The organism is Wolbachia endosymbiont of Spodoptera picta, assembly GCF_018141665.1.
GTDB lineage: Bacteria > Pseudomonadota > Alphaproteobacteria > Rickettsiales > Anaplasmataceae > Wolbachia.
Genome location: NZ_CP067976.1, coordinates 831,625 through 854,483, shown reverse-complemented (window position 1 = coordinate 854,483; position 22,859 = coordinate 831,625). Strand labels below are relative to the sequence as shown.

The window sequence follows — 22,859 nt, the reverse complement described above, 5'->3', positions numbered from 1 at the left end:
AAGTGATCCCGACGCGATTCGAACGCGTGACCCACTGATTAAAAGTCAGTTGCTCTACCGGCTGAGCTACGGGATCATTTTATTTTTCAGATATACTAAACAGTAATATAGTTTTTATCTGTTTTAATCAAACTAAAATTTTCATGCGTGGTTAAATAAATTATATAATATACTGCGTTAGTGATAATTTAATTGAAAATTTTTGAAGGAAAATTTCTTGTTAATTAACAGATTTATTTGGCAAAGCTGAGATACAACTCTAAAAAGATGGAGAATTTTACATAACTGCAGAGTTTGCGCACTATTGAGTAATAGCATAACAGATAAATATTTCTTGCATTTCAGCGTGAGTGATTTATGCTTTAAGCAAGAATTGGGGGCATAGCTCAGCTGGTAGAGCATCTGTTTTGCACGCAGAAGGTCAGCGGTTCGATCCCGCTTGCCTCCACCAATCTATATTATCCCTAGGATACTATAAATCCTATCAAAACAGCTTATTTTAATCTATTTTCCCAAAAATCCCTACTTCTTCTTATAACTTTTCCTAACACAAGTGATGTTTGTTATTATAATTCTAATGCATGCCAACTTAGTAATAAATTAATCAATAAATGTTAGAATAGCTATAATTAAATTGGTTTGGTAATACCTATGAGTGGAAAAAACATGTTTTTAAAATGGTGCCTGGGAGTGAATTTGACAAGATTGAAACTTATAGTATAGAGTTAAAAAATATTACTAGAAGGACTGAAAAGATTTCTAGAGTTGAACTTCAACCATTAGATAGTGAAGATACTATAAAACCAATATTGAATGTAACAACGTGTACAATATCGCATACAATGTCACTTATATGCCTGATTGATAACGGAAAAGATCTTGTTCAAATAAGTGATAATTCATTGGACAATTGCTACTCTTTTGTATATTATGATGGTAAATTAATGCAAGCAAACTTCGTTCTTCATAATGATCCTGAGTACTCAGTCCCGATCCTTTTTTTGAGACCAGTAGAATATCAATATCTAACATGGGAAGAGTTGGATGATCACAGCCACAAATGTTATTTTCAGATGAGCAGGGAAATGCTATTGATTCACAGCATTCTGAAACACTAGAACGGGCAATATTATCTCAGAAACAAATGGAAATAAATTATATTATATCATCTCACAAGGAGATAATACTATCAGATGAGTTTGCTAGAACTTTCATCAAAGATCTTACAGAAAATCAATTAAAGACTTTTGCCAATTCTCTTAGTAACAAGCAACTGCAGGTTCTTGCACAGAATTTAACAGATGGGCAACTACAAAAAATCGTTCCTAAGTTGAGCTCAAACCAGTTGCAGGCTTTAGCAGAGAACTTAACAGACAACCAATTCCTAGCTTTAGTGGATCATCTAACCAATCATCAATTACAAGCCCTTACTCACACATTGGATTCAAAAAAGTTAGGAATAATAGTCCCCTTATTAAATAAGGATCAGGTTGCAAACTTAGTAAAAGACTTTAACCTAGATCAAGTAAAAGAAATTTTCCCTCACTTGAAAATGGATCAGTTTCAGGAAGTTATTAATACAATGAGCAATGATCAGTTTGTAGAATTAATAAAAGATGCAGATGAGAAAGCTTTCAACACTCTTCTACATGAAGCATTAAAAGATCGACTTTCAACTCTAGTAAAAATGTTAGAAGGAGATAAATTACATAATTTAATTAATAAGCTAGACCATGAGAAACTTGCAATAGTAGCTCGAGAGTTAACTGATGATTCTGATAAGATTCAGATGGTTGTTAAGTCTTTAGCTAACAACCCAGAAAAAAACTTAAAGCTTTTGCTCATAGTATGTCTCATGAGCAGTTTAAAGAACTTTTGGATAACGTAGATGTAAAAGATCTTAAAGATATTATTCACAAACTGCCTCATGAGAAAGTCATATCTGTGATTGGTGATCTTGGCAGTAAAGATCAGTCTAGTGCTATTATTGATGCATTGAAGGAGAAATTTAATGAGCAAAATGAAAAAATGAAAGACCTTATGAGTAAGGTTGAACGAATGCTTCCTGAGGAGAGTGAAGCAAATTGGAATGATGCACATCCATCAACTTACGTTCTTCAAGATGTTAATGCTGAGTTTGCAGTAACAGATCATTTATTGTGAACTTGGATATTGATAAATCAACAGTGTGCATGTGAAACTAAAAAATAATTTAAACTTTAATAATTTATGGAGGTAATTTATATGAGTGAGAACTCGCAAAACCTTTTACAAAGTGCTAATAATGAAGAACAACTTATAAGCGCTCTTGGTCTTATTAAACTTAAGACAGGTAGTGGTAAGGATATACAGGACTTTAAGAAAGCGGTTAGTGGTGATACTGTTAAAAAAGTATTTGATGAATTAGCTAATAATATTAATGAACAACTTATTAATAGGTTGAATAGTATGTTAAAAGAAGAGCAAGATAAAGTTGCAAGTTTGCAAGATATTATATGCAACAAAAGTAAAGGATTACAAAAAGATCTAGCAGATTTAACAGCTCAAGTAAATAATATGTTACCTGAGGAGGCACCACCCTATCATGACATGTTGTAAGGTGTAAAAAAGTAACAGCTTGCTAGCAGGTTGTACATACCATTTCAATATAACTGGGTTGATTTTAAAATTTTATGGAGCTAATATGAGTAACAACAGTAAACAAGAAAGCGAAAATAACTTTGAAGCAATAAACCAAATGAGCGATTTCAACTTTGAAGAAATAGACAATATAGAAGTTAAAGTTAAGCCCACAAACTTTGAGGACATTGAAGATAAAATTGCAACAATTCATTACGTCTATCAAGTTATGGATAAGTTAATCTACGATTTAAATGAGAAGTTTGTTTCTAATTTGAATGTCTCACTTATGAAAAACATAGTACAACTTCGAAAAGAGTCTCTTGATACAAACCAACGCTTGGCCAAAGGTTTATCTCATTTGAATGAGTTAATTCAACAGGATGGATTTATTGATAATAATAAAAACTATAGAACATGGGCAGAAGAACTTGATCACCTAAGGGGAGAAGTTGAAGGATTAAAAGCAGCAATAATTGACCATAATAACGTAGAATGGGAAGCACCAACTCACTCTGATATATTATAGTAGGGGGGGGATATAATAGTTTAGACTTGATCTGACAAGCAAACAAAGTAAGATAAAAATATAAACAAGTTTTAAAGGAGTGTCAGATATGAATACAACACAAGAAAAAATACTAAAACCAAAGTTGGGATTGCTAGAACTTGCAAAGCAATTAGGAAATGTATCACAGGCGTGTAAAGTAATGGGATATTCAAGGGATACATTTTACCGCTTCAAAGAACTGTATGAAACAGGAGGAGAAGAGGCTTTACACGAGATAAGCAAAAGCAAGCCATTGTATGCAAATAGAGTGTCGGAGGATATAGAAAAAGCAGTAGTTGAAATAGCAATAGAGTTTCCAGCATACGGACAAGAAAGAGCAGCAAACGAACTGAAAAAGAGAGGAATTCTCATCTCTGCAAGTGGAATAAGATCAGTGTGGCAAAGAAACGATCTTGAAAATTTTAAAAAGAGGTTAAAGGCATTAGAAGCAAAAGTAGCTCAGGATGGTATCATTTTAACAGAAGAACAGATAACAGCTCTAGAAAAGGCTAAGGAAGAATAAAGAGGCCCATGGAGAAATTGAAACAGAGCATCCAGGATACTTAGGTAGCCAAGACAGTTATTATGTTGGTAATATCAAAGGTATTGGACGAATTTACCAGCAAACCTTTGTTGATACCTATTCCAGAGTTGCTTTTGCTAAGCTTTACACAGAAAGGACTGCTATCACAGCTGCAGATCTTCTTAATGATAGGGTAGTACCGTTCTTTGATGAACAGAAAGTATCATTGCTACGTGTTTTGACGGATCGTGGTACAGAGTATTGTGGCAGACCTGAAAATCACGTTTACCAGCTATATTTAGGGGTAGAAAATATTGATCATTCTCGAACCAAAGCTCGTTCTCCACAGACTAATGGCATATGTGAAAGGTTCCATAGAACTATGCAAGATGAATGTTACAATATTATCTTTAGAAAGAAAATTTACACCTCTTTGGCAGAACTTCAGTTAGACGTAGACCATTGGGTGCATTCTTACAATAGATCTAGACCACATTCAGGTAAATATTGCTATGCCTATGCAAACCTTTTTTGATAGTATGCATATTGCTTATCAGAAAAATATTGATAGCATTAAACAGGATGCTGATATCGGTTTTGACTTTGTCAATTCTTCTGTCAGATAATTCATGCCTGTCAGATCAAGTCTAAACTATTACAAGTTAGGAGAGTAACAGCTTGCTAGCAGGCTGTTACTCTCTCTACATATCGTTTCAATACAGCTGCATTAGGGAATCTATTTTAAAACTTTCGGCATATAGTTCTCATCATGTTTTGCAAACACCGTATTTGCAAGAAAGGTACTATTATTAAATATTTTACCTTGCACAACAACACCACTTTTTTCTGAAAACATTGGTGGAAGTATTCCCTGATATTTCACCATAATGCTCTTATTAAAATCTGTCATTTGAAAAATCACTTCGCTTTCGCTCCGTATCACGCTATTTTCAACAACCATTCCACCAACACGGATTGGCTTTTGATTATTTGGCAAGACTATGGCTTCACTTACTGTATAGAAAAATGAGATATTTTCTTTGAGCGTTGTTAAAATAAAAAAGACTATGCAGCTTAAAAAGCAGAAAATTCCTAAAGTTATAATTAATCGCTTATGTTTCTTCTTCATTATTATCTTTCAGGCTTTTTAGAATTTTTTTACTTTTAGTATAGCAAGAAATGGTAAGGATCAGTTCTCCGGTAATCAACGTAAAACTAATAAGGTAAGCAAAAATTACATACGTATTCATAATGCACTGCCAATAAATAACTCACCTGCATCAAAATAAATTAAGCTTCCATCCTTTTGCTGCAATACCAATTTACCACTTTTATCTATATCAGCAAAAATTCCTTCATACAATTTGTCAGCTAACTTTACACTGATTTGCTCATTCATTTTGAATGCTTTTTTTAACCACATTTCTCTTATAGCATAAAACCCATCAAATAGCCATTGCTTTCTTAGCTTATTAAAGTTTATTATTAATTCTTTTAACAGATCCATGTAAGACACAGATTCACCGTAATTGCTAATGCACGTTGTGCCTGGAAGTGGCGCATGATTGACATTAATTCCAATTCCTATAATGAGCCAATTTGAATTGGATTTTTTTTCAAGCAATATTCCGCTTATTTTCTTGCCATCGATTAGAATGTCATTTGGCCATTTATGTTGAAGATTGAGATCGTTTATGAATTGATCTCTTGTCATCCCAGTGCTTTGACACTGGGATCCAGAAGAGAAAGTATGGATTCCAGTGTCACGCACTGGAATGACACCGCAGTGGGTTTGATTATTCAAGAAATTTAACGATAATAAAGTATTTCCAACAGCAAGAGCAGTCACAAAAGTCAATTCTGTCAATTTGCTGACATTCTTTTCTTGGTTAATTATCAAACTTGCATAGAGATTACCCTCTGGAGAAATCCAGCTTTTTCCAGTGCGTCCCCTGCCTTCTGCTTGTTTATCGGCAATAATAATAGTTTCATTAGATATCCCTTTCTCAATTAAACCCAATGCTTCTTTATTAGTACTTGGAACTTCTTTGTAATGATAAATACGAAAACCTTCAAGGATCACCTTGTCAGCCCTTTAGTTTAATGAGTGAGTCAAGATCTTCTACATACAAGAAAAGAACGAGATTGATCAGTGAAACCACTGAAGTGATAATGAATAGACCCCTAGAATAAGCAACCTTATTACCACTAGCTTTATCAAAATACATAACTTTCATGATATTTAAATAATAGTAGCATGATATCACACTCGCTATTACAAGGATCAAAGACAGGCTGATAAAGCCAGAATTTATTAAACTTTTGAATATAAAAAATTTAGCGATAAAACCTGCAAGTGGAGGTATTCCTGACATCGAGAGTAATAGTATAGAAAGATGGAATGCTAAAATTGGTTGCTTTTTTCCTATACCAGACAAGTTTGCGATATTGCAATCATCATCGTCAATTTGTACGAGATATGAGAATAGCCCTATGCTTGTGATGATATATATCACCAGATACATTAAGGCACTACCTATTCCTGCTTGTGTAAAAATAGAAAGTGAAGCAAATATAAAACCAATGTGACCAATTGAACTGTAAGCAAACAGCCTTTTTAAGTTTTGCTGATGCAAGGCCCCAAAAGCTGAGATAAGCACAGACAATGCTGAAACGTATAAGAAAATAGGCTGAACATAACTTTTTACATTTACTAACTCTTCATTCATCAATCGAATTAAAAATGTTACAAGTGTAGCTTTTGGGGCCGTAGAAAAAAACGCAGTTACTATGGTAGGTGCACCTTGATAGACATCTGGAGCCCACATATGAAAAGGAGCAATAGCAAGCTTGAAACACAAACCAATAAGGATAAAAACTAACCCAAAAACTATTCCATAAGTTATCTGATGGTTTTGCAAGAATGAACCGAGCTCAGAGAAATTGACTTGTCCTGTATATCCATAAAGCAGCGACATTCCATATAGCATAATGCAGGAAGATAGTGCACTAAGTGTAAAATATTTCACTCCTGCTTCACATGAATAAGCTGAATCTTTATTAAAGCTCGCAAGAACATACAAAGATATACTCATCAACTCAAAAGCTAAATAAAAAGAAATCAGACTATTTGCTGAAACCAAAGTTACCATGCCAAATAGCGCAAAAAGAATCAATATTGAAAATTCATATTTATAGTCATATTTTGATAAATTCAGCATCAAAAGTATTAAAATTCCTGTGCTGAGAATTAACCCTTGGGCTGACCTGATGTATAAATTGAGTTTTAACAACGAATTAAAGAGAAAAATTTCATTGTTTTCTGCCGAAAGAATTAAAATAATCAAAGTTACCACTGTGCAGCCAAGTGCTAATAAGTTGATAGTTCGGCGGTTAAATATAATTCCAAGCAGTAGCAACACTAACGAGGAGATAATAGAGAACGTTTCCGGCAATATCTGTATATAATTCATAGCGCATTATATTTGATTAACAAATTTGCCATACATGGCTTCAAATAATTCAGTGCAAGGGTTGGGTAGAATCCAAGCAAAATAACAAACACTGCAAGCAGAATTAAGATAGAAAATTCTATGCTATCCAAGCGATTATTTAATAATTTAGAATAGCTAACCCCCCATATTATTTGCTTACATAAATTCAGCATATAAACTGCGCTTAAAATAGTGCCAAGTGCGATAAATCCTGTAAAAAACCCTATGCTCTTAAACATTCCAACCATAGCCAAAAACTCACCTATGAATCCAGATGTTCCAGGTAGCCCTATTGAAGCCATTGAAAATAAAATGAACATAAAACCAAATTTTGGCATTGTGTTTACTATGCCAAAATACTTTGCAATCTCCAAAGTTCCAGTTCGAGTATATAGCATTCCAACACACAAAAATAAAGCAGCAGAAATAAGGCCATGACTAATCATTTGAAATATGCTACCCAGTACTCCTTCCTCACAAAATGAAAAGAGGCCAGCGGTAACGATCCCCATATGTGCTATTGAAGAATAAGCTATTAACTTCTTTATATCATCTTGAGCAAACGCAACTAGAGAAGCATATATCACCGCAATAATGCTCAGCACAACAACGAAATTTGAAAAATACAAACTTGCCTGAGGAAGCATTGGAATAGAAAACCTTAAAAATCCATATCCCCCCATTTTAATAAGCAAGCCAGCTAAAATCACAGACCCAGAAGTTGGTGATTGCACATGTGCATCAGGAAGCCAAGTGTGAAATGGAAACATCGGTACTTTTATTGCAAAAGAAATAAAAAATGCAATCCATAGCAATGACTGCACTTCAAGATCAAGGCTTGGCACTAATGTAGCTAATTTTTGTATACTAAACGTTCCAAAAACACTATAGACGTATACTAACCCAAGTAGAAATAATAATGAACCAGTTAATGTATAAAGAAATAACTTAAACGTCGCATATATCCTTTGCTTCCCTCCCCAAATGCCAATAATAAAGAACATTGGTATTAAGACAGCTTCAAAAAACACATAAAAGCTTATAGCATTCAGTGAAACGAAAAAACCGACTACAAAACTCTCAAGCAGTAGAAATAATGCCATATAGGCTTTTAGGGTCGTATAACTCATTTTGCAATTATAGAGCATACAAATAACAAACAAGAAAGTTGTAAGCAGAAGGAAAAGCAACGATATTCCATCCACCCCTATTCCAATATCTCTTACTGGATAGCTGACAAACTGAAAGTCCGTATTGTTATAATCAAATTCTATACAAGCTACAATGCTAAGCAAAAATGGAAGTACAGCAAAAAATAGGGCAAGGAATCTTAAGTGTATAGATTGATGATTAATCCTGATCGAGGATAAAATCAACGCTCCTATCAGTGGAAGCAAGAATATACTAAGTAACAACACCTTCTATTTAATTCCAATAATATATAAAGCACCGATTATTAAAGTAACAAACATAATAAATGCATAATCAAATATATAACCAGTTTGTAACTTTATAGAACTTTTTGAACATTCATTAACCAACCTTACAACACCATTTGGTCCAAATGAATCAATAGCCTTAACATCAAACTTCCATAGAAGCCTAGATATAAACCTTATCGGTGCAATTATAACAAACTCATACACCTCATCAAAGTACCATTTATTCTGCAAAAACTTAAGTAAAAATTTACTCTTAATTTGCCTAATTACTTGATATTGGTAAATTAGGTACGCAAGTGCTATTCCACTTAGGCTTGCTAAGGTTGGCAGTAGTTTTATAAAGAAATTATGAACTCTATGCTCATCAATCATCACTAAACTTGATTTCCAAAACGCATTACTAGTTATGTTCAAAATATTTGCTCCCCATATTCCAGAAAATACTGATCCAAAAGCGAGTATCAGTAATGGTATAAGCATAATCTTTGGTGCCTCATGTATATTAATTTTACTTTGTTTTTGGCTGTGGAACACAAGAAGCAATAACCTCCAAGAGTAAAACGCTGTGAAGAATGCAACAACTAAGCTTATTACAAAAGCAAAGCTATCCGTGCTATAAGCATGTTCAATTATCAAATCCTTTGAGTAAAAACCTGCAAATGGAAATATTCCAGAAAGCCCAAGAGATCCAATCCACATGAGAGTATAAGTGCAAGGGATTTTCTTCCAGCAATTTCCCATTTTCTGAATGTTTTGCTCATGATGCATTGCATGAATCACATTGCCAGCACCAAGAAATAGTAGAGCTTTAAAAAAAGCGTGTGTCATTAAATGAAAAATAGCAACATTGTAAGCAGAAAGCCCACATGCCATGAACATATAACCAAGTTGACTGCAGGTTGAATAAGCAATTATTTTTTTTATATCGTTCTGAGTAATCGCAACCGTAGCTGCAAAGAAAGCAGTAAGTGCCCCAACAATAACTATTAATTCTCGTGCCACATTTGATAGCTCAAATAATGGAGAACATTTTGCTACTAAAAATATACCTGCTGTTACCATCGTTGCTGCGTGAATGAGTGCAGAAACAGGGGTTGGCCCTTCCATTGCATCTGGCAACCAAACATGTAAACCAAGCTGTGCAGATTTACCCATACAGCCAATAAAAAGTAATATGCATATTATATGAGTTACTTTGAATTTACAGCAGAATGCTCTAATGTTCTGCGTGCCAAGAAGATCAGTTGTATCAAAAACTTCAGTAAAATTCAAAGAGTGAAATGTATAATAAATAAGAAAGATTCCAATCAATAGTGCAAAGTCTCCTACCCTATTCACAACAAATGCTTTAATTGCTGCATTATTTGCAGAATATTTTTGGAACCAAAATCCTATGAGTAAATAAGAACACAGGCCAACCCCTTCCCAGCCAAAAAAAAGCTGCACGAAATTATCGCTTACAACCAGCACAATCATGCAAAACGTAAATAGCGATAGGTAAGAAAAAAACCTCGACTTCCCTTTTTCATGCTCCATATAACCGATAGAATAGAGGTGGACTACTAGTGAAACGGTGGTAATGACAATAAGCATTAAGGATGAGAGAGCATCCACACTAATTGCCCAATTTACTTTTAATACACTTAATGAAAATAGAGGAAATAAACTCAAGTGATAATTTTCAGAGAAGGTGAGAAAAACATACCAAGATAAAACTGCAGATATTCCAATCCCTGCCGTTGTAACTAACTGACTTTTTCTAAAAAGTGCTGCAAATAGCGAACCAAAGAGTGGCAAAAATACTATTAATTTCAGTATATCCATCATACTTTCATTCTTTCATTAAGTTCGCTTGTTTAACATCTATATTCCCACGGTTTCTATAATATACAACCAATATTGCAAGCGCAACTCCTGACTCTGCTGCTGCAACAGTCAACACAAACATCACAAAAATTTGCCCAACTATATCATTCATAAAGGCAGAAAAAGCAACTAAATTGATGTTAATCGCCAGCAATAATATTTCTATTGATAACAGTATGTTGATTATGCTCTTACGGTTGATGAAAATACCACACACTCCAATAGTGAACAAAACAGCAGCAATTATCAAAAAGTGATTTAATCCTATTTCCATTCCACTCCTTTTCCAAATTTAGCCTTAATCAATTTTACAGATGAAGATTGTGTCAATTGCTTTAACACGTTCTGTTTTCTAACTCCTTTTTTCTTTTCCTGCAAAGTAAGAGCAATTGCACCAACAATTGCAAAAAGCAGCAGAATACCAGAAAGATGAAAAGCGTACATGTAGTCAGTGTAAAGCAAATTACCGATAGCTTTCACGTTATTGGTATTATAGTTTATAACATTGCTTATATTCGGTGCTGAGCTGCGAATTACAAAGCTGATGATTAGAAAAAACACAACACATAATATAGCACCAAGAGTGAAATGCTTTGCAAAACCCTGATGCAATCTTATGTAGTCGATATCGAGCATCATGACTACAAAGAGGAATAACACTGCAACTGCACCGATGTATACTATCAGCACCATCATAGCAATGAATTCAGCTCCAAGGAGAATAAAAAGCACTGCAGAGTTAACGAAGGTGAAAATTAAAAATAATACTGCATGCACAGGATTCCTTACGCTAATTACACAAACAGCAGATAAAATGCTAAGAATTGCGAAAAAACAAAAGAAAAAAGGCATCGATACTTTAACTGCAACAATAGTTACTAACTTAAAATAATTATTGCCGTAAAGTCAATATTATATTAAACGTTTAAAAACATTGTACTACAAGCTTCAGCTCCATTTTAAATTATTATATAGAGCATTTCCTCAGTCACACAAGCACTCTTGACAATTTTAATTTATTAATGTATAATATATGCATGTTAATAGTTAGTCATAGCTCAAAATGTATAACATATTTGGTTACTTCAAAACTTGTGACAAGCAAAGTGAAAAATTAAATAGAGAGAGTTATCAATATACCACAAGAGATTATGTGACAATTTACTTCAATAAAATACACTAGCCAGTTTAGGCAGATCATGGAGAGAATTTAAAGAAAAAGCATATGGGTTTATATATGATATCGGAGCTTGGTTGAAAGAAACATATGAAAATCTCACTGAACGACCTGAAATGCATAACTTCTATGTTCCAGAAAAACTTCCTGTTAAAGCTGAGGAAATAGAGATGAAGGAACTGAATCGTAAGCCTAAGCCATTCAAAACTCCACCTATCCACCCAACAAGCAGAAGCTCTAGTGCCAATACCTCAAATCAAGTTGTTGTTACTCGACATACACCTGAAGCTACTAAAACAAGATAGATAAAAAACCTACGTTTAAATATGTAGTACTTGAGTGAAGCATTCTTTAAACTGTTCTATTCAATAAAATCTTTACAATATTTGGATCATAGGTTTAACTTTACGGAGTTATAGTCTATAGGGCTTCAATGAACGATTATCTCTCACTGTTAAATCCAGAGCAACAATTAGCTGTAACTAACTTAAATGGGCCAATTTTGATACTGGCAGGGGCGGGAACGGGAAAAACAAGAACGATTACTTCAAGAATAGCGCACATAATTAGAAACGGTCACGCTTATTCTGATGAAATATTAGCAGTTACATTCACGAACAAAGCAGCAAATGAAATGATATCAAGAGTGCTTGAACTCACGGGCACAAACATACCATGGCTTGGCACTTTCCATGCAATTGCAGCAAAAATTCTACGTCATCATGCTGAAGTCGTGGGGCTAAATTCCAATTTTACAATTATTGGTGTGGATGACCAATTACAGGTAATAAAAAACATCATGAATGAAATCAGCCCTGATTACCTATCAGAAAAATGTAAGACCATTATGAATATTATTCAGCAATGGAAAGAGAAGTGTTTACTGCCATTCGAAGTGGAAGACGTTCAATCATTTAGGCCAGTGTACGTAACTGCACTCAAAGTCTATCACCAGTATCAGGAAAGGTTAAAATTCCTTAACTCTGTCGATTTTGGTGACTTATTGCTATATAACATACAACTCTTTAATCAAAAGACCGAGGTTCTATCCTACTACCAAAACAAGTTTAAATATATCATGGTAGATGAATATCAAGATACAAATGCAATACAATATCTTTGGCTAAAATACCTTGCAAAAGAGCACTCAAATATTTGTTGTGTAGGAGATGACGATCAATCGATATACAGTTGGCGTGGTGCAGAAGTTGAAAATATTTTGAAATTTTCCGATGATTTTAAAAATGCAAAAACCGTTAAACTGGAGTGTAACTACAGGTCAACATCCCACATACTTGCAACTGCATCATATGTTATCAATCACAATAAGACTCGCTTAGAAAAAAAGTTGTGGACAACAAACATTGAAGGGGAAAAGGTAAATCTAATAAAATTATGGGACGGGAAAGCTGAAGCAAGGTTCATAAGCGAACAGATATTAAAGCTCAATAAATACAGATTTAGTGACATTGCAGTGCTCGTAAGAGCGACTTTTCAAACTAGAGTGTTCGAAGAGTATTTTATAAAATATTCAATTCCCTATAGGATTATAAGTGGCGTAAAATTCTACGAACGTCAAGAAATAAGGGATATAATTGCATATTTGAGACTTGTTACAAATAATAATGATGATCTCGCTTTTGAAAGGATCGTAAATCGTCCCAAAAGAAGCATAGGAGCTACAACTCTAAAGAAAATATACACGACTGCTCAGGATAACAAAATTTCTTTTTTTCAGGCAGCAAAAATATTGGTTAATAGTGATCAAGTAACCGAAAGAATTAAACTCTCAATAAATGATTTTTTAAATAAAATTAAAGCTTGGGAAGAAATAGTAAGCGTAAAACCACTGCATGAATTTGTTAAAATCGTAGCAAATCAATCAGGATATATGGAAATGCTTGAGAATGAAGGAGTGACGGGTTTAGCGCGAATAGAAAATGTTAAAGAGCTCATTTCATCTTTGAAGAATTTTGACAGCACTATAACCTTCTTGGAGCATATTAGTTTGGTGATGGAAGTGGATAATATGAATAGCGATGACACTGTATATGTTATGACTCTTCATGCGGCTAAAGGGCTTGAATTTCCGTGTGTGTTTTTACCTGGTTGGGAAGAAGGATTATTTCCTCATCAAAGATCTTTTGAAGATAAAAGTGGTAAAGCTTTAGAAGAAGAAAGGAGACTCGCATATGTCGGCATAACCAGAGCCAAAGAAAGGTTAATCATTTCATGTGCAGATAGGAGGGAAATTAATAATCAGTGGCAACCAATGCACACTTCTCGATTTATTAAAGAACTGCCAAGAGAAAATGTTGAGGTGATAAAGAGTAGTGCCTACTGTTGAAGCTATAACTGCAGTTCTTACGACAAACACATCTAAATTACTTCAATTATATATTTCTCCTGAAAAAAATTCTCTGATGGTCTTAAATAAAATTTTCAGTGAATAATTATCAGACATGTTGTGTTTTGCTGATTTTATTAAGTGTACTTCAACGTCTGTTGATTTGATTTTTTTAGCTAAATTTAATGAAACTTGATAAGGAACATCTTGATCATTAATGCTATGCAGCAAGCGCACAGGACAGTTTACATCTATTGTTTTTTTATTTAAAAGAAGATTCTTTCTACCGTCTTCGATCAGATTTTTAGTTATTTTGTATGCACAATGCTCCGAAGTAAAATCTATTACACCTTTAGAGCTTAGCTCTTCTTTTTGCTTGTCTGACAATTGCTTGAATATTAAATCTTCAGTGAAGTCAGGAGCAGATGATATGCCGATTAATGCTGCAATTTTTTCTGGAAATTGAAGAGCAGTGAGCAGCATCAGCCATCCTCCCATACTTGAACCTATAATTATTTGTTTATTGCTAGTTAATTCACTTATCACTTTAGCACAATTTTTTTGCCAATCACTTATTGTATAATCAGCAAAATCACCACTTGAATTACCATGGCCAAAATAATCAAAGAGCACAAGTGCTATATCATTTTCTTGGCAAAATTTGTAAACGGCAGTTGCTTTAGTTCCATCCATATTGGATGCAAAACCACTAAGAAAAACTATAGAGGCCTTCTTTCCTTGTAGCTTTCGATATGCTATATGGCCATTACTTCCATCGAGTAATTTACAATAATTCATACTACTTTGGCAAGGCAACCGGACTATCGCTCATCGAACGCAAATAGCTGACTAGATCTGCAATCTCTTGTGGATTGGAAATGCCTGCAAATGCCATGCGTGTACCTTTTATGTAGGCTTTTGGATTTTTTAAAAAAGCAAATAACTCCTCATACTCCCATTTCCCACCTTTTTCAAGTAGTGCTTTTGAGTAATTGAATGAGCTGCCAAGATGGGCCTTTTTATTTCCAACCACGTTCCATAAGTTTGGCCCCACTTTATTCATTCCACCTTTCTCAAAACTATGACAAGCTATACATTTTTTTGCTGCTGACTTGCCTTTTTCAAAGCTAGCATTCTGCATGAGCTCTCCAATATCAAGTGCCACTTGTTCAATCTTTTGTTGAGGCTCATTGCTGGCTGCTACTATTGTTTGGTGTTCAATTTTATAATCCTCTGGGTTGTAGAGCATATCAACTACATTACTAACTATCATAATTATTAATCCAGAAAGTAAAATCGATGCTGCAATCTTATTAAGCTCCACAGTTAATTCTTATCAAGTAATGTTACTTAAATTATGCAAATATTTTCGCAAACAGTAAACAATTACCTTTATTTCACCAAAGATAGAAATTTCTATTACTTAGCTAAGTTAGGAGACTGCAATTCTATTTCTATCGGAGTAACTTGTGGTTCAATTACATAATGATCTGGAATAACATATTAAAATAGATTTCCTGCAAACTTGTCTGCAATGATTGAAACTGGAACCACTTCTATAATGTTCGTTTGCTTGACCTAAGATTCAGGAGCATTTAAACTGAATTTTATAAAGTACTAGAAATGATAGGAAATCTAAGAGGAATAGTTGATGAGGTGTGTAGCGATCACATAATCCTGAATGTAAATGATGTTGGCTACATAGTATATCTTTCAGCCAAAACTTTAAGTGCTTGTTCGATTGGAAGTAGAGTAAAATTACTTATCGACACTTATGCAAATAGCAGAGAAAACGTTACTCAGCTATATGGCTTTATAAGTAAAGAAGAACAGCAGTGTCTGCGTTTATTAGTTAAAGTGAGCGGTGTCAGCTATAAAACCGCAATGTCAATTTTGAGCAAATTAACTCCAGAGCAACTGTTTTTGGCAATTATAAATGAGGATAAACTAGCACTTAAGGTGAGTGGACTTGGCCTGAAACTCATAAATCGAATTATTACTGAGCTGAATGGCAAAGTAAGTAAATTAGAGACAAATAACAATCATTTTCACTCAATTAGTGAAGATGCTCTTTCAGCTTTGATCAATCTTGGATATGAAAGAACAAAAGCTTATGATACAATAAAAAAAATAGAAGATGAATCACCAAACTTGGATACTAAAGATATTATTCGTATGGCGCTTAAAACAATATGAAGTCAATATCATGTAGTAAGGAATACTCTGAAGATGTACGTAATTTAAATATCAGGCCTGAGCAACTTGATGATTTTGTCGGGCAAAAAGACTTAATACAAAATTTAAAAGTGTTTATAAATGCTGCACAGACGAGAGCTGAAGCTTTGGATCACGTATTGCTCTATGGTCCTCCAGGGCTTGGTAAAACAACTTTAGCACAAATTGTCTCTAAGGAGTTAAGGGTTAGCTTTCGTGCAACTTCTGGTCCATTGCTTAGTAAAGCTGGGGACTTAGCTGCAGTGCTCACTACTTTAAATGCAAAAGATGTTCTATTTATCGATGAGATCCATAGATTAAATCGTAGCATTGAGGAAGTTTTATATACTGCTATGGAAGATTTTTGCCTAGATATACTAGTAGGTGAGGGCCCATCTACCAGAACTTTAAGAATAGATTTACCACCATTTACACTAATTGGGGCAACAACACGGCTTGGACTGCTTTCTGCACCGCTGAGGGATCGTTTTGGTATTCCCCTGCATCTTGAGTTTTATTCTTTTGAGGAACTGGTTGATATTATAAAAAGAGGTGCAAGAGTTCTTTGTGCTGAAATCGAAAAGGATGCTGTGCAAGAAATTGCCTGCCGCGCCCGTGGTACTCCAAGAATTGCTTTGAGATTACTCAGAAGAATAAGAGATTTTGTTGAAGTAAAAGATGATAAAAAAATTACCTGTGAAATTGCCGGTTCTGCACTATCAAAATTGGGTATAGATAAAATGGGACTAAATAAATTAGATATGGATTATCTGAGATTTTTGTTTAACACCTCAGGACCTGTTGGAATTGACACCATATCTATTGCACTATCTGAAGATGTTGGCAATATTGAAGAAACAGTAGAACCTTATTTAATCAAGGTCAGTTTCGTAAAGCGCACACCAAGAGGACGTGTTTTAACTGATCAAGCAAAGGAATATCTCAGCATTAATTCAGTGGTATGCTAGTATTATACTATATTTTATAACATTGTATAGTATTACACTAAACATTATAATATTCTTTTATTATATGATTTGCAGGTGTTTTAGAGGCAAATAAGAAAGTATAGTGAATATGTTCTTGAAAAATTACGTAATATATGCTAGGCTGTATATAGTATGAATGTAAAAATATCAATAACTTATTGATATTTTTTAAGATTAATACTTATTAAATACTTCATATTGTAAGATTGAGTTATTGTATTTTATAGACTTAAGATAAAATGGTAAAAAGCTTTCTAAACAATTATAGAAACAGTAATTCAATTAATGGAGAAAAAGCAATGGGAAATTTTTTAATCAATAACAACGAAGAGGACGGTAGCTCAATCTTCATTAATCGAATCAGGGAGCAAGATCTCTCTGCAGAGCAGAAGCTCAATGAATTAAAAGGATTCATGGAGGAGCTTGCTAGGAAAGCTGAGCTCAAGAGAATAGAGCTTGAGCGTCAGGCTGCGAGTTGCATTGATGAAACATTATCTCAAGTAGAGCTACAGATACAAGATAGTGAGGATTACTTTACTGATAATAGTCAAGGGGTATTCGCAAATTTCTTTGAATCCCTCTTTAATCTTTTTGAAGTAAATGTAGATCCGAAAGTCTACAAAATGCTCAAGGAGAAGAAAGAGAAAAATCTGCTTCTTTCGATAATTAAGTTTTTGCGTGATAAGCTTAAGAAATTAGTTAAAAAGATCTTCAAAAAAGATTTAGACTTAAGTTGGGATAAAAGGCTAGACAAAGAGATAAAAGAATTGCAGGAGAAATTACTCAGTGGTGGGTTATCTCCGGAAGAGGAAATAGCAATACTCGAACGTTTGCAAGCGTTGCAAAATTTAAAATTGAAGCTTCAAACTTTTCTCGTGGGCTCAGTCATTGCAATGTTTGCAGAAATTTTTGCAGTTGATTTAGCAGCAGTAGTAGAGCAAGATGCAACCGAGAAAAAGGAAGATAAAAAAGCAGAAAAAATAGAATCAAAAGAAGTTTGTCAAGAAATAGAAACAAAAGTGAATGAAATCACACCAATTTCCCTATTTAATTTTTCATCTCAAGTTCCAATGCCAATCACTCTGAATAAGCAAGAACGTGCTATTTTACCAAAGCCTATAGAAAAATTAGTAGACACTCTACCTAAACCTGTTATAAGTCACAAAAATAGTGAAGTACAAAAACTGGAAAAAATGAATAAAGAAAAGAAAGAAGCAAAAGAAGAGAAAACTGAAAAACCAAAGCTAGCTGTCTGTCCACCTGCTCCACAGCAAAAGGAACACAGGAGAGTTAAAAGAAACAACATATCGAAGGATGCTAATGGGAAGAAACGTAAAGGAGAAGAGTCTTCTGCTAAGAGTAAGCAAAAAGCTGCTAATGCTGCTGTGGAATTGCCAGGAGGATTAACTGAGGACATAAAAGTTGAAAACCATACTTCTTCAGTCAAAGAGAGAGGTGTGTAAAGGTTCTCTCTCTTTTTGTCATTCCAGACTGGTTTTTTATCTGGATTCCAGCATCAAGTGCTGGAATGACACCGTCTTGAATGGAAGCCAGTGCCAACGATGCGCCATATTGCAATGTTCGTACAGTTGTGTACTCAGACACTGTTATCCAGACACAATTTCATCATATAAATCTTTCCATTCTTGATTTGTTTTTTCAATTAAGTTTATTTTCCATTTTCTCTGCCAGCTTTTTAGGAGTTTTTCTCTACTAATTGCTAAGTTTATCTCTTGAAATTCTTCAAAATAGACTAGTTTACAAACATTGTACTTTGACGTGAAACCAGAGATGGCTTTGCTTTTGTGTTCCCAAATTCGTTTAGTCAAATTTGATGTTATACCTGTATATAGGTTTCCATTGCGTTCACTTGCAAGTATATAAATATAATAACTTTTCTTATATAATAAATAAATTTACTAGATTCCAGACTGGAATGACATTAAAGGAGCTACTTGATGATACCAAAGAGGCTACTTGAATGACAAGAGAGGAGGTAATGGAATAACACCTTTCCTTATTGACTTAAGTCGCAACTGTACAAACATTTCAATATGGCACATCGTTGGCACTGCCTCCCATTCAAGATGGTGTCATTCCATTACCTCCTCTCTTGTCATTCAAGTAGCCTCTTTGGTATCATCAAGTAGCTCCTTTAATGTCATTCCAGTCTGGAATCCAGAAAACTTAATTTAAAAAGTTGTTATTCCAGCACTTCTTCTCTTGTCATCCCAGTCTGGAATCCAGGAGTATAAAAATGGTGAATAAAATTTATGTAAAAAAACTTCTTGTGCTAGTAGTTGATTCTTAATATACTCATTACATAATAATTTAATTCGGAGGCTAATATGCATGGTAATAATGATCCAAATAAAAAAGTACCTGATTCAGGGAGAGTAAAGATTGATCTGAGCAAAATAGATCCAAAGAAAATAGATGATTTTAGAGACATGATTAGACGTGAAGAGGAAAGAAAGAAAAATCAATCTAGTGTTCAGGGCACAAGTAGGAGTGGTAAGTAATTATGTTGATTAATTAGAGAGGTGGAGTTATGCCTAATAAAAGTAAAATAAATCGAGAATTAGTAAAAGCGTTTAATAGTGTTCTTCTTTCTGATAATACTGCTATTACTAATCTCACTATAGAAAAAGATTATGTTGTTCTCTCATTTGATAAAAATATGAATATTGATCAGGGCAGAGAGTACTTGAGCAATATGAGAGAGAGTATAGTAAGAAAATTTTGTGGAGATAATGAAAATGAGGGTGACAAAGCTGCTGCCGAAGAGGCTGCCAATGATCTTTTTTATACAGACTCTTTTCCTTTTAACTTTAATCAAGGGAAATGGACTACAGATAGTAGCAGATATAGGTTTTCAGTGCCAATTGAAAAAGAGGTAGTTTGTAATCTAAAATATTTGCTAGCTAATGAACTTATAAGATTCACAATAGAGAGTATTATAGACGCTCATCCTGATCAGGGTTATGTGGAAAACAATGTATACGATGTGAGCTTTGACAGAAAATCTTATTTATACTGTAAGGGCTTTGATGATCAAGAATTAAAAGACTCTTTTGTAAAATCATTCTCATCGAGAATGGAAAGTTATGAAAATAGTCCTAAAAGATCTAAGGGTTTTTTAGAAGAGAAGGGGAATTATGTATATTTAAAGAAAGGCGTTTTTGATGATCTTAAGTTCGTCAAAGACATAGTAAGGCATGAAATATGCTTGACATGTCGTTGTTTTGATACTCCAAAAGGCGAGATTGGAGTTACTGACATGCTGAAATTTGCAGTGGTTGATTTGCTTCGTAAAGCAAACATACCAGTTGATCGTATTGTACGTGACTCTTACTTGAGCAGTAACAAAGATTTAGTTTTAATTCCTATTGTAAGTAATAATAATGAGGAGGGATATTTAACAAGAGAAGAAGTGAATCACGTTAATAATATGTTTGGTATGGATATATTAAATAGCTTTGAAGGTCGGACTTCACAGAAATCGCTATTGGGCAGTAAAGGAGTGTATGGAATAGATTTTGCTAACCCAGACATTGCTTACTGCGTGATGGATAAGATCATAGAGAGCTCTGTAATCAATGAGGATTATAAACTGTCCATTGATCCTGCGCGTGTGCCAGCTATGAAACCACAAACTCTTGCCCCTTCTGAAGAAAAAGTAGGGACGGATGGACCAAGTGCAGATACAAGTGCAGATAGTGGTTTTGTTGATTCACCTAAGAATTCAGTTATAGATAAATCACATAATGGAAACTCAAGCAAATTCCTTGGGCCCGACTACTATGGTGAAGGTGAGGGTGATGTTTCGGTTAAAGATAGTGGCTTTGGCCCTTCTTCAGGACGATCTTCTTTTAATAAGCCCAAAACAAAATTTAACCAACCTTCTATATCACAGCCTAACCAATGTTCTGCAAAAAAGCAGACATCAACTAGTAAAAAATAAATTTGTTGTATTTTATAGCTAAAGAAAATTAGACTATTTGAGGACGAATTGTGAATGAAAGTTTATTTGCCAAAGTAGAGCTGCCTTGGCCTACAAATCTTGGTTTCTTTATCGTTTACCATTTCATACCACTGGGCAACCCAACCAGTGGTTCTTGCAAGTGCAAAAATGGGTGTAAACATACTTGAAGGGATACCAATAGCATTCATTATTATACCTGAATAAAAATCAACATTTGGATACAACTTACGTGTAATAAAATACTCATCCTTTAAAGCTATTTCTTCAAGTTTTTTTGCAATTTCAAGTAATTCATTGTTTTGCTCTAGTTTGCTTAAAATCTCATGACAAGCATCCTTTAATATAAGCGCGCGCGGATCATAGTTTTTATAAACACGATGTCCAAATCCCATTAGCTTAAATGGATCTTTATCATCTTTAGCTTTCTCAATGAATCTATCTACACTTCCACTTTGCTCTATCTCTTTGAGCATATTTATAACTGCCTCATTAGCTCCACCGTGTGCTGGACCCCAAAGTGTAGCAACTCCTGCAGACAGGCTTACAAATAGATTAGAACCAGCTGACCCTACCAATCTGACAGCTGCTGTAGAAGCATTCTGTTCATGATCAGCATGGAGAGTAAATATTTTATCCAGAGCTTTTACAAAAAGGGTATTATTAACAGCACTGCCAAATATCATATTTAAGAAATTCTCACTATAACTTAATTTATTATTAGCATTTATGAATTCCTGATTGTTGATATGTCTATAAATCATTGCAACAATTGCAGGAACTTTTGCTATTGCAGAAATTCCAAAATCTAAATCTTCACCATTGACATTTTTGCCATGCATTTCATGGTAAGACGCTGACAAATTTGCAAAACATGCAACTAAAATCGACATAGGGTGAGCAGTTTTTGGAAATGCTTTGATTACATTTGTAACTTGCTCTGATACTTTGGATGATTCTTGTATTTTGAGAAGAAATTTTTTGTGTTGCTCTGAACTGGGTAATTCACCATAGAGCAATAAATAAATCACAGCAGTAAAATTATTATTCTCTGCCAAATCAGCTATATTATGTCCCCTATATTTAAGAACTCCTTCATCTCCATCAATAAATGTAATTGAAGAAGAACATGAAGCTGTGGAAACAAATCCTGGATCGTAAGTGAATAATCCTGTCTTTTTATATAAATCCTTAATATTTAACACATCAGGACCTACTGTTCCACTTAATACGGGCAGATCAATTTTTGACCCATTACTTAGTTCCAATAATGCTTTTTTATCCATCACTTGAGCTACTTAATTTTATACAGAATATACAAACTGAAGAGTATATATTAATACAGCTAACTTTACATTAACCGTATTAAGCGGTCATCAATGCTTTTACTTTTGCATTTAAGCGACTTATTTTACGCGCAGCGGTATTCCTATGAATGACACCTTTATTTACACATTTGTGTAAATTGGATTCAGCATTCCGAAATGCCAAGACAACATTCTCTTTATCACCAGACTTGATTATATCAACTAATCTTCTAATAGCAGTACGAGTTTTGCTTTTTCGCATCTTATTTACTAAAGTACGCTTTGCTATTACCTTTATCATTTTTTTAGCACTCTTATGATTTGCCATATATTAATACCTGTACTTTTC

The 22,859-nt window shown here is 34.1% G+C and carries 25 protein-coding genes, 2 tRNA genes and 1 pseudogene; 14 read left to right on the top strand and 14 right to left on the bottom strand.

Annotated elements, in window-relative coordinates:
- Nucleotides 1-3: 3 nt before the first annotated feature.
- Nucleotides 4-76: transfer RNA gene (locus JKF54_RS03770), tRNA-Lys, on the bottom strand.
- A gap of 299 nt (nt 77-375) precedes the next feature.
- On the opposite strand from JKF54_RS03770, the gene JKF54_RS03765 reads away from it, so the two are divergent.
- The 7 genes and pseudogenes from JKF54_RS03765 (at nt 376) to JKF54_RS03745 (ending at nt 4,318) form a co-directional block, all read left to right on the top strand.
- Nucleotides 376-451 (top strand) — tRNA-Ala (locus tag JKF54_RS03765).
- A gap of 226 nt (nt 452-677) precedes the next feature.
- Nucleotides 678-1,118, top strand: coding sequence for a hypothetical protein (locus JKF54_RS06460; RefSeq protein WP_246433115.1), 441 nt, complete (start codon nt 678-680; stop codon nt 1,116-1,118).
- Nucleotides 1,061-1,888, top strand: a complete 828-nt coding sequence (locus JKF54_RS06455) for a magnesium transporter MgtE N-terminal domain-containing protein (RefSeq protein ID WP_246433114.1) — start codon at nt 1,061-1,063, stop codon at nt 1,886-1,888. The genes JKF54_RS06460 and JKF54_RS06455 overlap by 58 nt, the downstream gene beginning before the upstream one ends.
- Complete coding sequence (locus tag JKF54_RS06450; RefSeq protein WP_246433113.1) at nt 1,849-2,163, top strand: hypothetical protein; 315 nt, start codon at nt 1,849-1,851, stop codon at nt 2,161-2,163. The genes JKF54_RS06455 and JKF54_RS06450 overlap by 40 nt, the downstream gene beginning before the upstream one ends.
- Before the next feature lie 81 nt (nt 2,164-2,244).
- Nucleotides 2,245-2,598: a hypothetical protein gene (locus JKF54_RS03755; RefSeq protein ID WP_211907604.1), complete on the top strand. Its 354-nt coding sequence runs from the start codon at nt 2,245-2,247 to the stop codon at nt 2,596-2,598.
- An 85-nt stretch (nt 2,599-2,683) separates the two neighbouring features.
- Nucleotides 2,684-3,148: a hypothetical protein gene (locus tag JKF54_RS03750; RefSeq protein WP_211907603.1), complete on the top strand. Its 465-nt coding sequence runs from the start codon at nt 2,684-2,686 to the stop codon at nt 3,146-3,148.
- 88 nt (nt 3,149-3,236) lie between these two features.
- Nucleotides 3,237-4,318, top strand: a pseudogene (locus JKF54_RS03745) (IS481 family transposase).
- A gap of 110 nt (nt 4,319-4,428) precedes the next feature.
- Here JKF54_RS03745 and ccmE read toward each other — a convergent pair.
- Genes ccmE through JKF54_RS03710 form a run of 8 tightly spaced genes read right to left on the bottom strand, consistent with a single transcriptional unit; the run spans nt 4,429 to nt 11,346 of the window.
- Complete coding sequence (ccmE, locus tag JKF54_RS03740; RefSeq protein WP_211907602.1) at nt 4,429-4,821, bottom strand: cytochrome c maturation protein CcmE; 393 nt, start codon at nt 4,819-4,821, stop codon at nt 4,429-4,431.
- A complete protein-coding gene (locus tag JKF54_RS06890; protein WP_444875946.1) occupies nt 4,805-4,942 on the bottom strand; it encodes a CcmD-like small membrane protein in 138 nt (45 codons plus the stop codon). Before JKF54_RS06890 ends, ccmE begins: the two co-directional genes overlap by 17 nt.
- Nucleotides 4,939-5,775 (bottom strand): biotin--[acetyl-CoA-carboxylase] ligase, encoded by an 837-nt coding sequence (locus JKF54_RS03735; RefSeq protein WP_211907601.1) that lies wholly within the window; start codon nt 5,773-5,775, stop codon nt 4,939-4,941. The genes JKF54_RS06890 and JKF54_RS03735 overlap by 4 nt, the downstream gene beginning before the upstream one ends.
- A gap of 4 nt (nt 5,776-5,779) precedes the next feature.
- Complete coding sequence (locus JKF54_RS03730; protein ID WP_211907600.1) at nt 5,780-7,165, bottom strand: NADH-quinone oxidoreductase subunit N; 1,386 nt, start codon at nt 7,163-7,165, stop codon at nt 5,780-5,782.
- Nucleotides 7,162-8,604 (bottom strand): complex I subunit 4 family protein, encoded by a 1,443-nt coding sequence (locus JKF54_RS03725; protein ID WP_211907599.1) that lies wholly within the window; start codon nt 8,602-8,604, stop codon nt 7,162-7,164. Before JKF54_RS03725 ends, JKF54_RS03730 begins: the two co-directional genes overlap by 4 nt.
- A 3-nt stretch (nt 8,605-8,607) precedes the next feature.
- On the bottom strand, nt 8,608-10,455 hold the full coding sequence (gene nuoL / locus JKF54_RS03720; RefSeq protein ID WP_211907598.1) for an NADH-quinone oxidoreductase subunit L: 1,848 nt from the start codon (nt 10,453-10,455) through the stop codon (nt 8,608-8,610).
- Nucleotides 10,456-10,459: 4 nt separating this feature from the next.
- A complete protein-coding gene (nuoK, locus tag JKF54_RS03715) occupies nt 10,460-10,768 on the bottom strand; it encodes an NADH-quinone oxidoreductase subunit NuoK (protein ID WP_211907597.1) in 309 nt (102 codons plus the stop codon).
- Entirely contained in the window at nt 10,759-11,346 is a 588-nt protein-coding gene (locus JKF54_RS03710) for an NADH-quinone oxidoreductase subunit J (RefSeq protein ID WP_211907596.1), read from the bottom strand. Before JKF54_RS03710 ends, nuoK begins: the two co-directional genes overlap by 10 nt.
- A gap of 381 nt (nt 11,347-11,727) precedes the next feature.
- Between JKF54_RS03710 and JKF54_RS06445 the strand changes: the two genes are divergently transcribed.
- Both JKF54_RS06445 and JKF54_RS03700 read left to right on the top strand, forming a co-directional pair.
- Nucleotides 11,728-11,976 (top strand): WD_0964 family protein, encoded by a 249-nt coding sequence (locus JKF54_RS06445; protein ID WP_444875949.1) that lies wholly within the window; start codon nt 11,728-11,730, stop codon nt 11,974-11,976.
- Nucleotides 11,977-12,104: 128 nt separating this feature from the next.
- Nucleotides 12,105-14,018, top strand: coding sequence for an ATP-dependent helicase (locus JKF54_RS03700; protein ID WP_211907595.1), 1,914 nt, complete (start codon nt 12,105-12,107; stop codon nt 14,016-14,018).
- Nucleotides 14,019-14,060: 42 nt separating this feature from the next.
- Here the strand turns inward: JKF54_RS03700 and JKF54_RS03695 are convergent, their stop codons facing one another.
- Together JKF54_RS03695 and JKF54_RS03690 are read right to left on the bottom strand one after the other, a co-directional pair.
- Complete coding sequence (locus tag JKF54_RS03695) at nt 14,061-14,816, bottom strand: alpha/beta hydrolase (protein ID WP_211907594.1); 756 nt, start codon at nt 14,814-14,816, stop codon at nt 14,061-14,063.
- Nucleotide 14,817: 1 nt separating this feature from the next.
- Nucleotides 14,818-15,342: a c-type cytochrome gene (locus tag JKF54_RS03690; protein WP_007302376.1), complete on the bottom strand. Its 525-nt coding sequence runs from the start codon at nt 15,340-15,342 to the stop codon at nt 14,818-14,820.
- Between the two features lie 299 nt (nt 15,343-15,641).
- Here JKF54_RS03690 and ruvA point away from each other — a divergent pair, with 299 nt between their 5' ends.
- The 3 genes from ruvA (at nt 15,642) to JKF54_RS03675 (ending at nt 18,684) form a co-directional block, all read left to right on the top strand.
- A complete protein-coding gene (gene ruvA / locus JKF54_RS03685; RefSeq protein ID WP_211907593.1) occupies nt 15,642-16,214 on the top strand; it encodes a Holliday junction branch migration protein RuvA in 573 nt (190 codons plus the stop codon).
- Entirely contained in the window at nt 16,211-17,200 is a 990-nt protein-coding gene (ruvB, locus tag JKF54_RS03680; RefSeq protein ID WP_006012928.1) for a Holliday junction branch migration DNA helicase RuvB, read from the top strand. The genes ruvA and ruvB overlap by 4 nt, the downstream gene beginning before the upstream one ends.
- A 260-nt stretch (nt 17,201-17,460) precedes the next feature.
- Nucleotides 17,461-18,684 carry a hypothetical protein gene (locus tag JKF54_RS03675; RefSeq protein ID WP_211907592.1) on the top strand — a complete coding sequence of 408 codons (1,224 nt, stop codon included), beginning with the start codon at nt 17,461-17,463 and terminating at the stop codon, nt 18,682-18,684.
- Between the two features lie 144 nt (nt 18,685-18,828).
- Here JKF54_RS03675 and JKF54_RS03670 read toward each other — a convergent pair whose 3' ends face one another.
- Nucleotides 18,829-19,137, bottom strand: a complete 309-nt coding sequence (locus JKF54_RS03670) for a GIY-YIG nuclease family protein (protein WP_211908745.1) — start codon at nt 19,135-19,137, stop codon at nt 18,829-18,831.
- Between the two features lie 432 nt (nt 19,138-19,569).
- Here JKF54_RS03670 and JKF54_RS03665 point away from each other — a divergent pair, with 432 nt between their 5' ends.
- Both JKF54_RS03665 and JKF54_RS03660 read left to right on the top strand, forming a co-directional pair.
- Entirely contained in the window at nt 19,570-19,743 is a 174-nt protein-coding gene (locus JKF54_RS03665; protein WP_211907591.1) for a hypothetical protein, read from the top strand.
- 29 nt (nt 19,744-19,772) lie between these two features.
- The gene (locus tag JKF54_RS03660) at nt 19,773-21,185 is read left to right on the top strand and encodes a hypothetical protein (protein ID WP_211907590.1); all 1,413 of its coding nucleotides are present in this window, start codon (nt 19,773-19,775) and stop codon (nt 21,183-21,185) included.
- Nucleotides 21,186-21,247: 62 nt separating this feature from the next.
- Here the strand turns inward: JKF54_RS03660 and JKF54_RS03655 are convergent, their stop codons facing one another.
- Both JKF54_RS03655 and rpsT read right to left on the bottom strand, forming a co-directional pair.
- Nucleotides 21,248-22,489 (bottom strand): citrate synthase, encoded by a 1,242-nt coding sequence (locus tag JKF54_RS03655; protein WP_211907589.1) that lies wholly within the window; start codon nt 22,487-22,489, stop codon nt 21,248-21,250.
- Between the two features lie 79 nt (nt 22,490-22,568).
- Nucleotides 22,569-22,838, bottom strand: coding sequence for a 30S ribosomal protein S20 (gene rpsT / locus JKF54_RS03650; protein WP_211907588.1), 270 nt, complete (start codon nt 22,836-22,838; stop codon nt 22,569-22,571).
- Nucleotides 22,839-22,859 lie beyond the last annotated feature (21 nt).

What these genes read in the sequence shown, in the direction of transcription:
- JKF54_RS03695 (WP_211907594.1), bottom strand. Translation starts at nt 14,816, where the DNA reads ATGAATTATTGTAAATTACTCGATGGAAGTAATGGCCATATAGCATAT.
- JKF54_RS03755 (WP_211907604.1), top strand. Translation starts at nt 2,245, where the DNA reads ATGAGTGAGAACTCGCAAAACCTTTTACAAAGTGCTAATAATGAAGAA.
- JKF54_RS03700 (WP_211907595.1), top strand. Translation starts at nt 12,105, where the DNA reads ATGAACGATTATCTCTCACTGTTAAATCCAGAGCAACAATTAGCTGTA.
- JKF54_RS06890 (WP_444875946.1), bottom strand. Translation starts at nt 4,942, where the DNA reads ATGAATACGTATGTAATTTTTGCTTACCTTATTAGTTTTACGTTGATT.
- nuoK (WP_211907597.1), bottom strand. Translation starts at nt 10,768, where the DNA reads ATGGAAATAGGATTAAATCACTTTTTGATAATTGCTGCTGTTTTGTTC.
- ruvA (WP_211907593.1), top strand. Translation starts at nt 15,642, where the DNA reads ATGATAGGAAATCTAAGAGGAATAGTTGATGAGGTGTGTAGCGATCAC.
- JKF54_RS06460 (WP_246433115.1), top strand. Translation starts at nt 678, where the DNA reads ATGGTGCCTGGGAGTGAATTTGACAAGATTGAAACTTATAGTATAGAG.
- ccmE (WP_211907602.1), bottom strand. Translation starts at nt 4,821, where the DNA reads ATGAAGAAGAAACATAAGCGATTAATTATAACTTTAGGAATTTTCTGC.
- JKF54_RS03660 (WP_211907590.1), top strand. Translation starts at nt 19,773, where the DNA reads ATGCCTAATAAAAGTAAAATAAATCGAGAATTAGTAAAAGCGTTTAAT.
- rpsT (WP_211907588.1), bottom strand. Translation starts at nt 22,838, where the DNA reads ATGGCAAATCATAAGAGTGCTAAAAAAATGATAAAGGTAATAGCAAAG.
- JKF54_RS03730 (WP_211907600.1), bottom strand. Translation starts at nt 7,165, where the DNA reads ATGAATTATATACAGATATTGCCGGAAACGTTCTCTATTATCTCCTCG.
- JKF54_RS03750 (WP_211907603.1), top strand. Translation starts at nt 2,684, where the DNA reads ATGAGTAACAACAGTAAACAAGAAAGCGAAAATAACTTTGAAGCAATA.
- JKF54_RS03655 (WP_211907589.1), bottom strand. Translation starts at nt 22,489, where the DNA reads ATGGATAAAAAAGCATTATTGGAACTAAGTAATGGGTCAAAAATTGAT.
- JKF54_RS03710 (WP_211907596.1), bottom strand. Translation starts at nt 11,346, where the DNA reads ATGCCTTTTTTCTTTTGTTTTTTCGCAATTCTTAGCATTTTATCTGCT.
- JKF54_RS03665 (WP_211907591.1), top strand. Translation starts at nt 19,570, where the DNA reads ATGCATGGTAATAATGATCCAAATAAAAAAGTACCTGATTCAGGGAGA.
- JKF54_RS06455 (WP_246433114.1), top strand. Translation starts at nt 1,061, where the DNA reads ATGTTATTTTCAGATGAGCAGGGAAATGCTATTGATTCACAGCATTCT.
- JKF54_RS06450 (WP_246433113.1), top strand. Translation starts at nt 1,849, where the DNA reads ATGTCTCATGAGCAGTTTAAAGAACTTTTGGATAACGTAGATGTAAAA.
- nuoL (WP_211907598.1), bottom strand. Translation starts at nt 10,455, where the DNA reads ATGATGGATATACTGAAATTAATAGTATTTTTGCCACTCTTTGGTTCG.
- ruvB (WP_006012928.1), top strand. Translation starts at nt 16,211, where the DNA reads ATGAAGTCAATATCATGTAGTAAGGAATACTCTGAAGATGTACGTAAT.
- JKF54_RS03675 (WP_211907592.1), top strand. Translation starts at nt 17,461, where the DNA reads ATGGTAAAAAGCTTTCTAAACAATTATAGAAACAGTAATTCAATTAAT.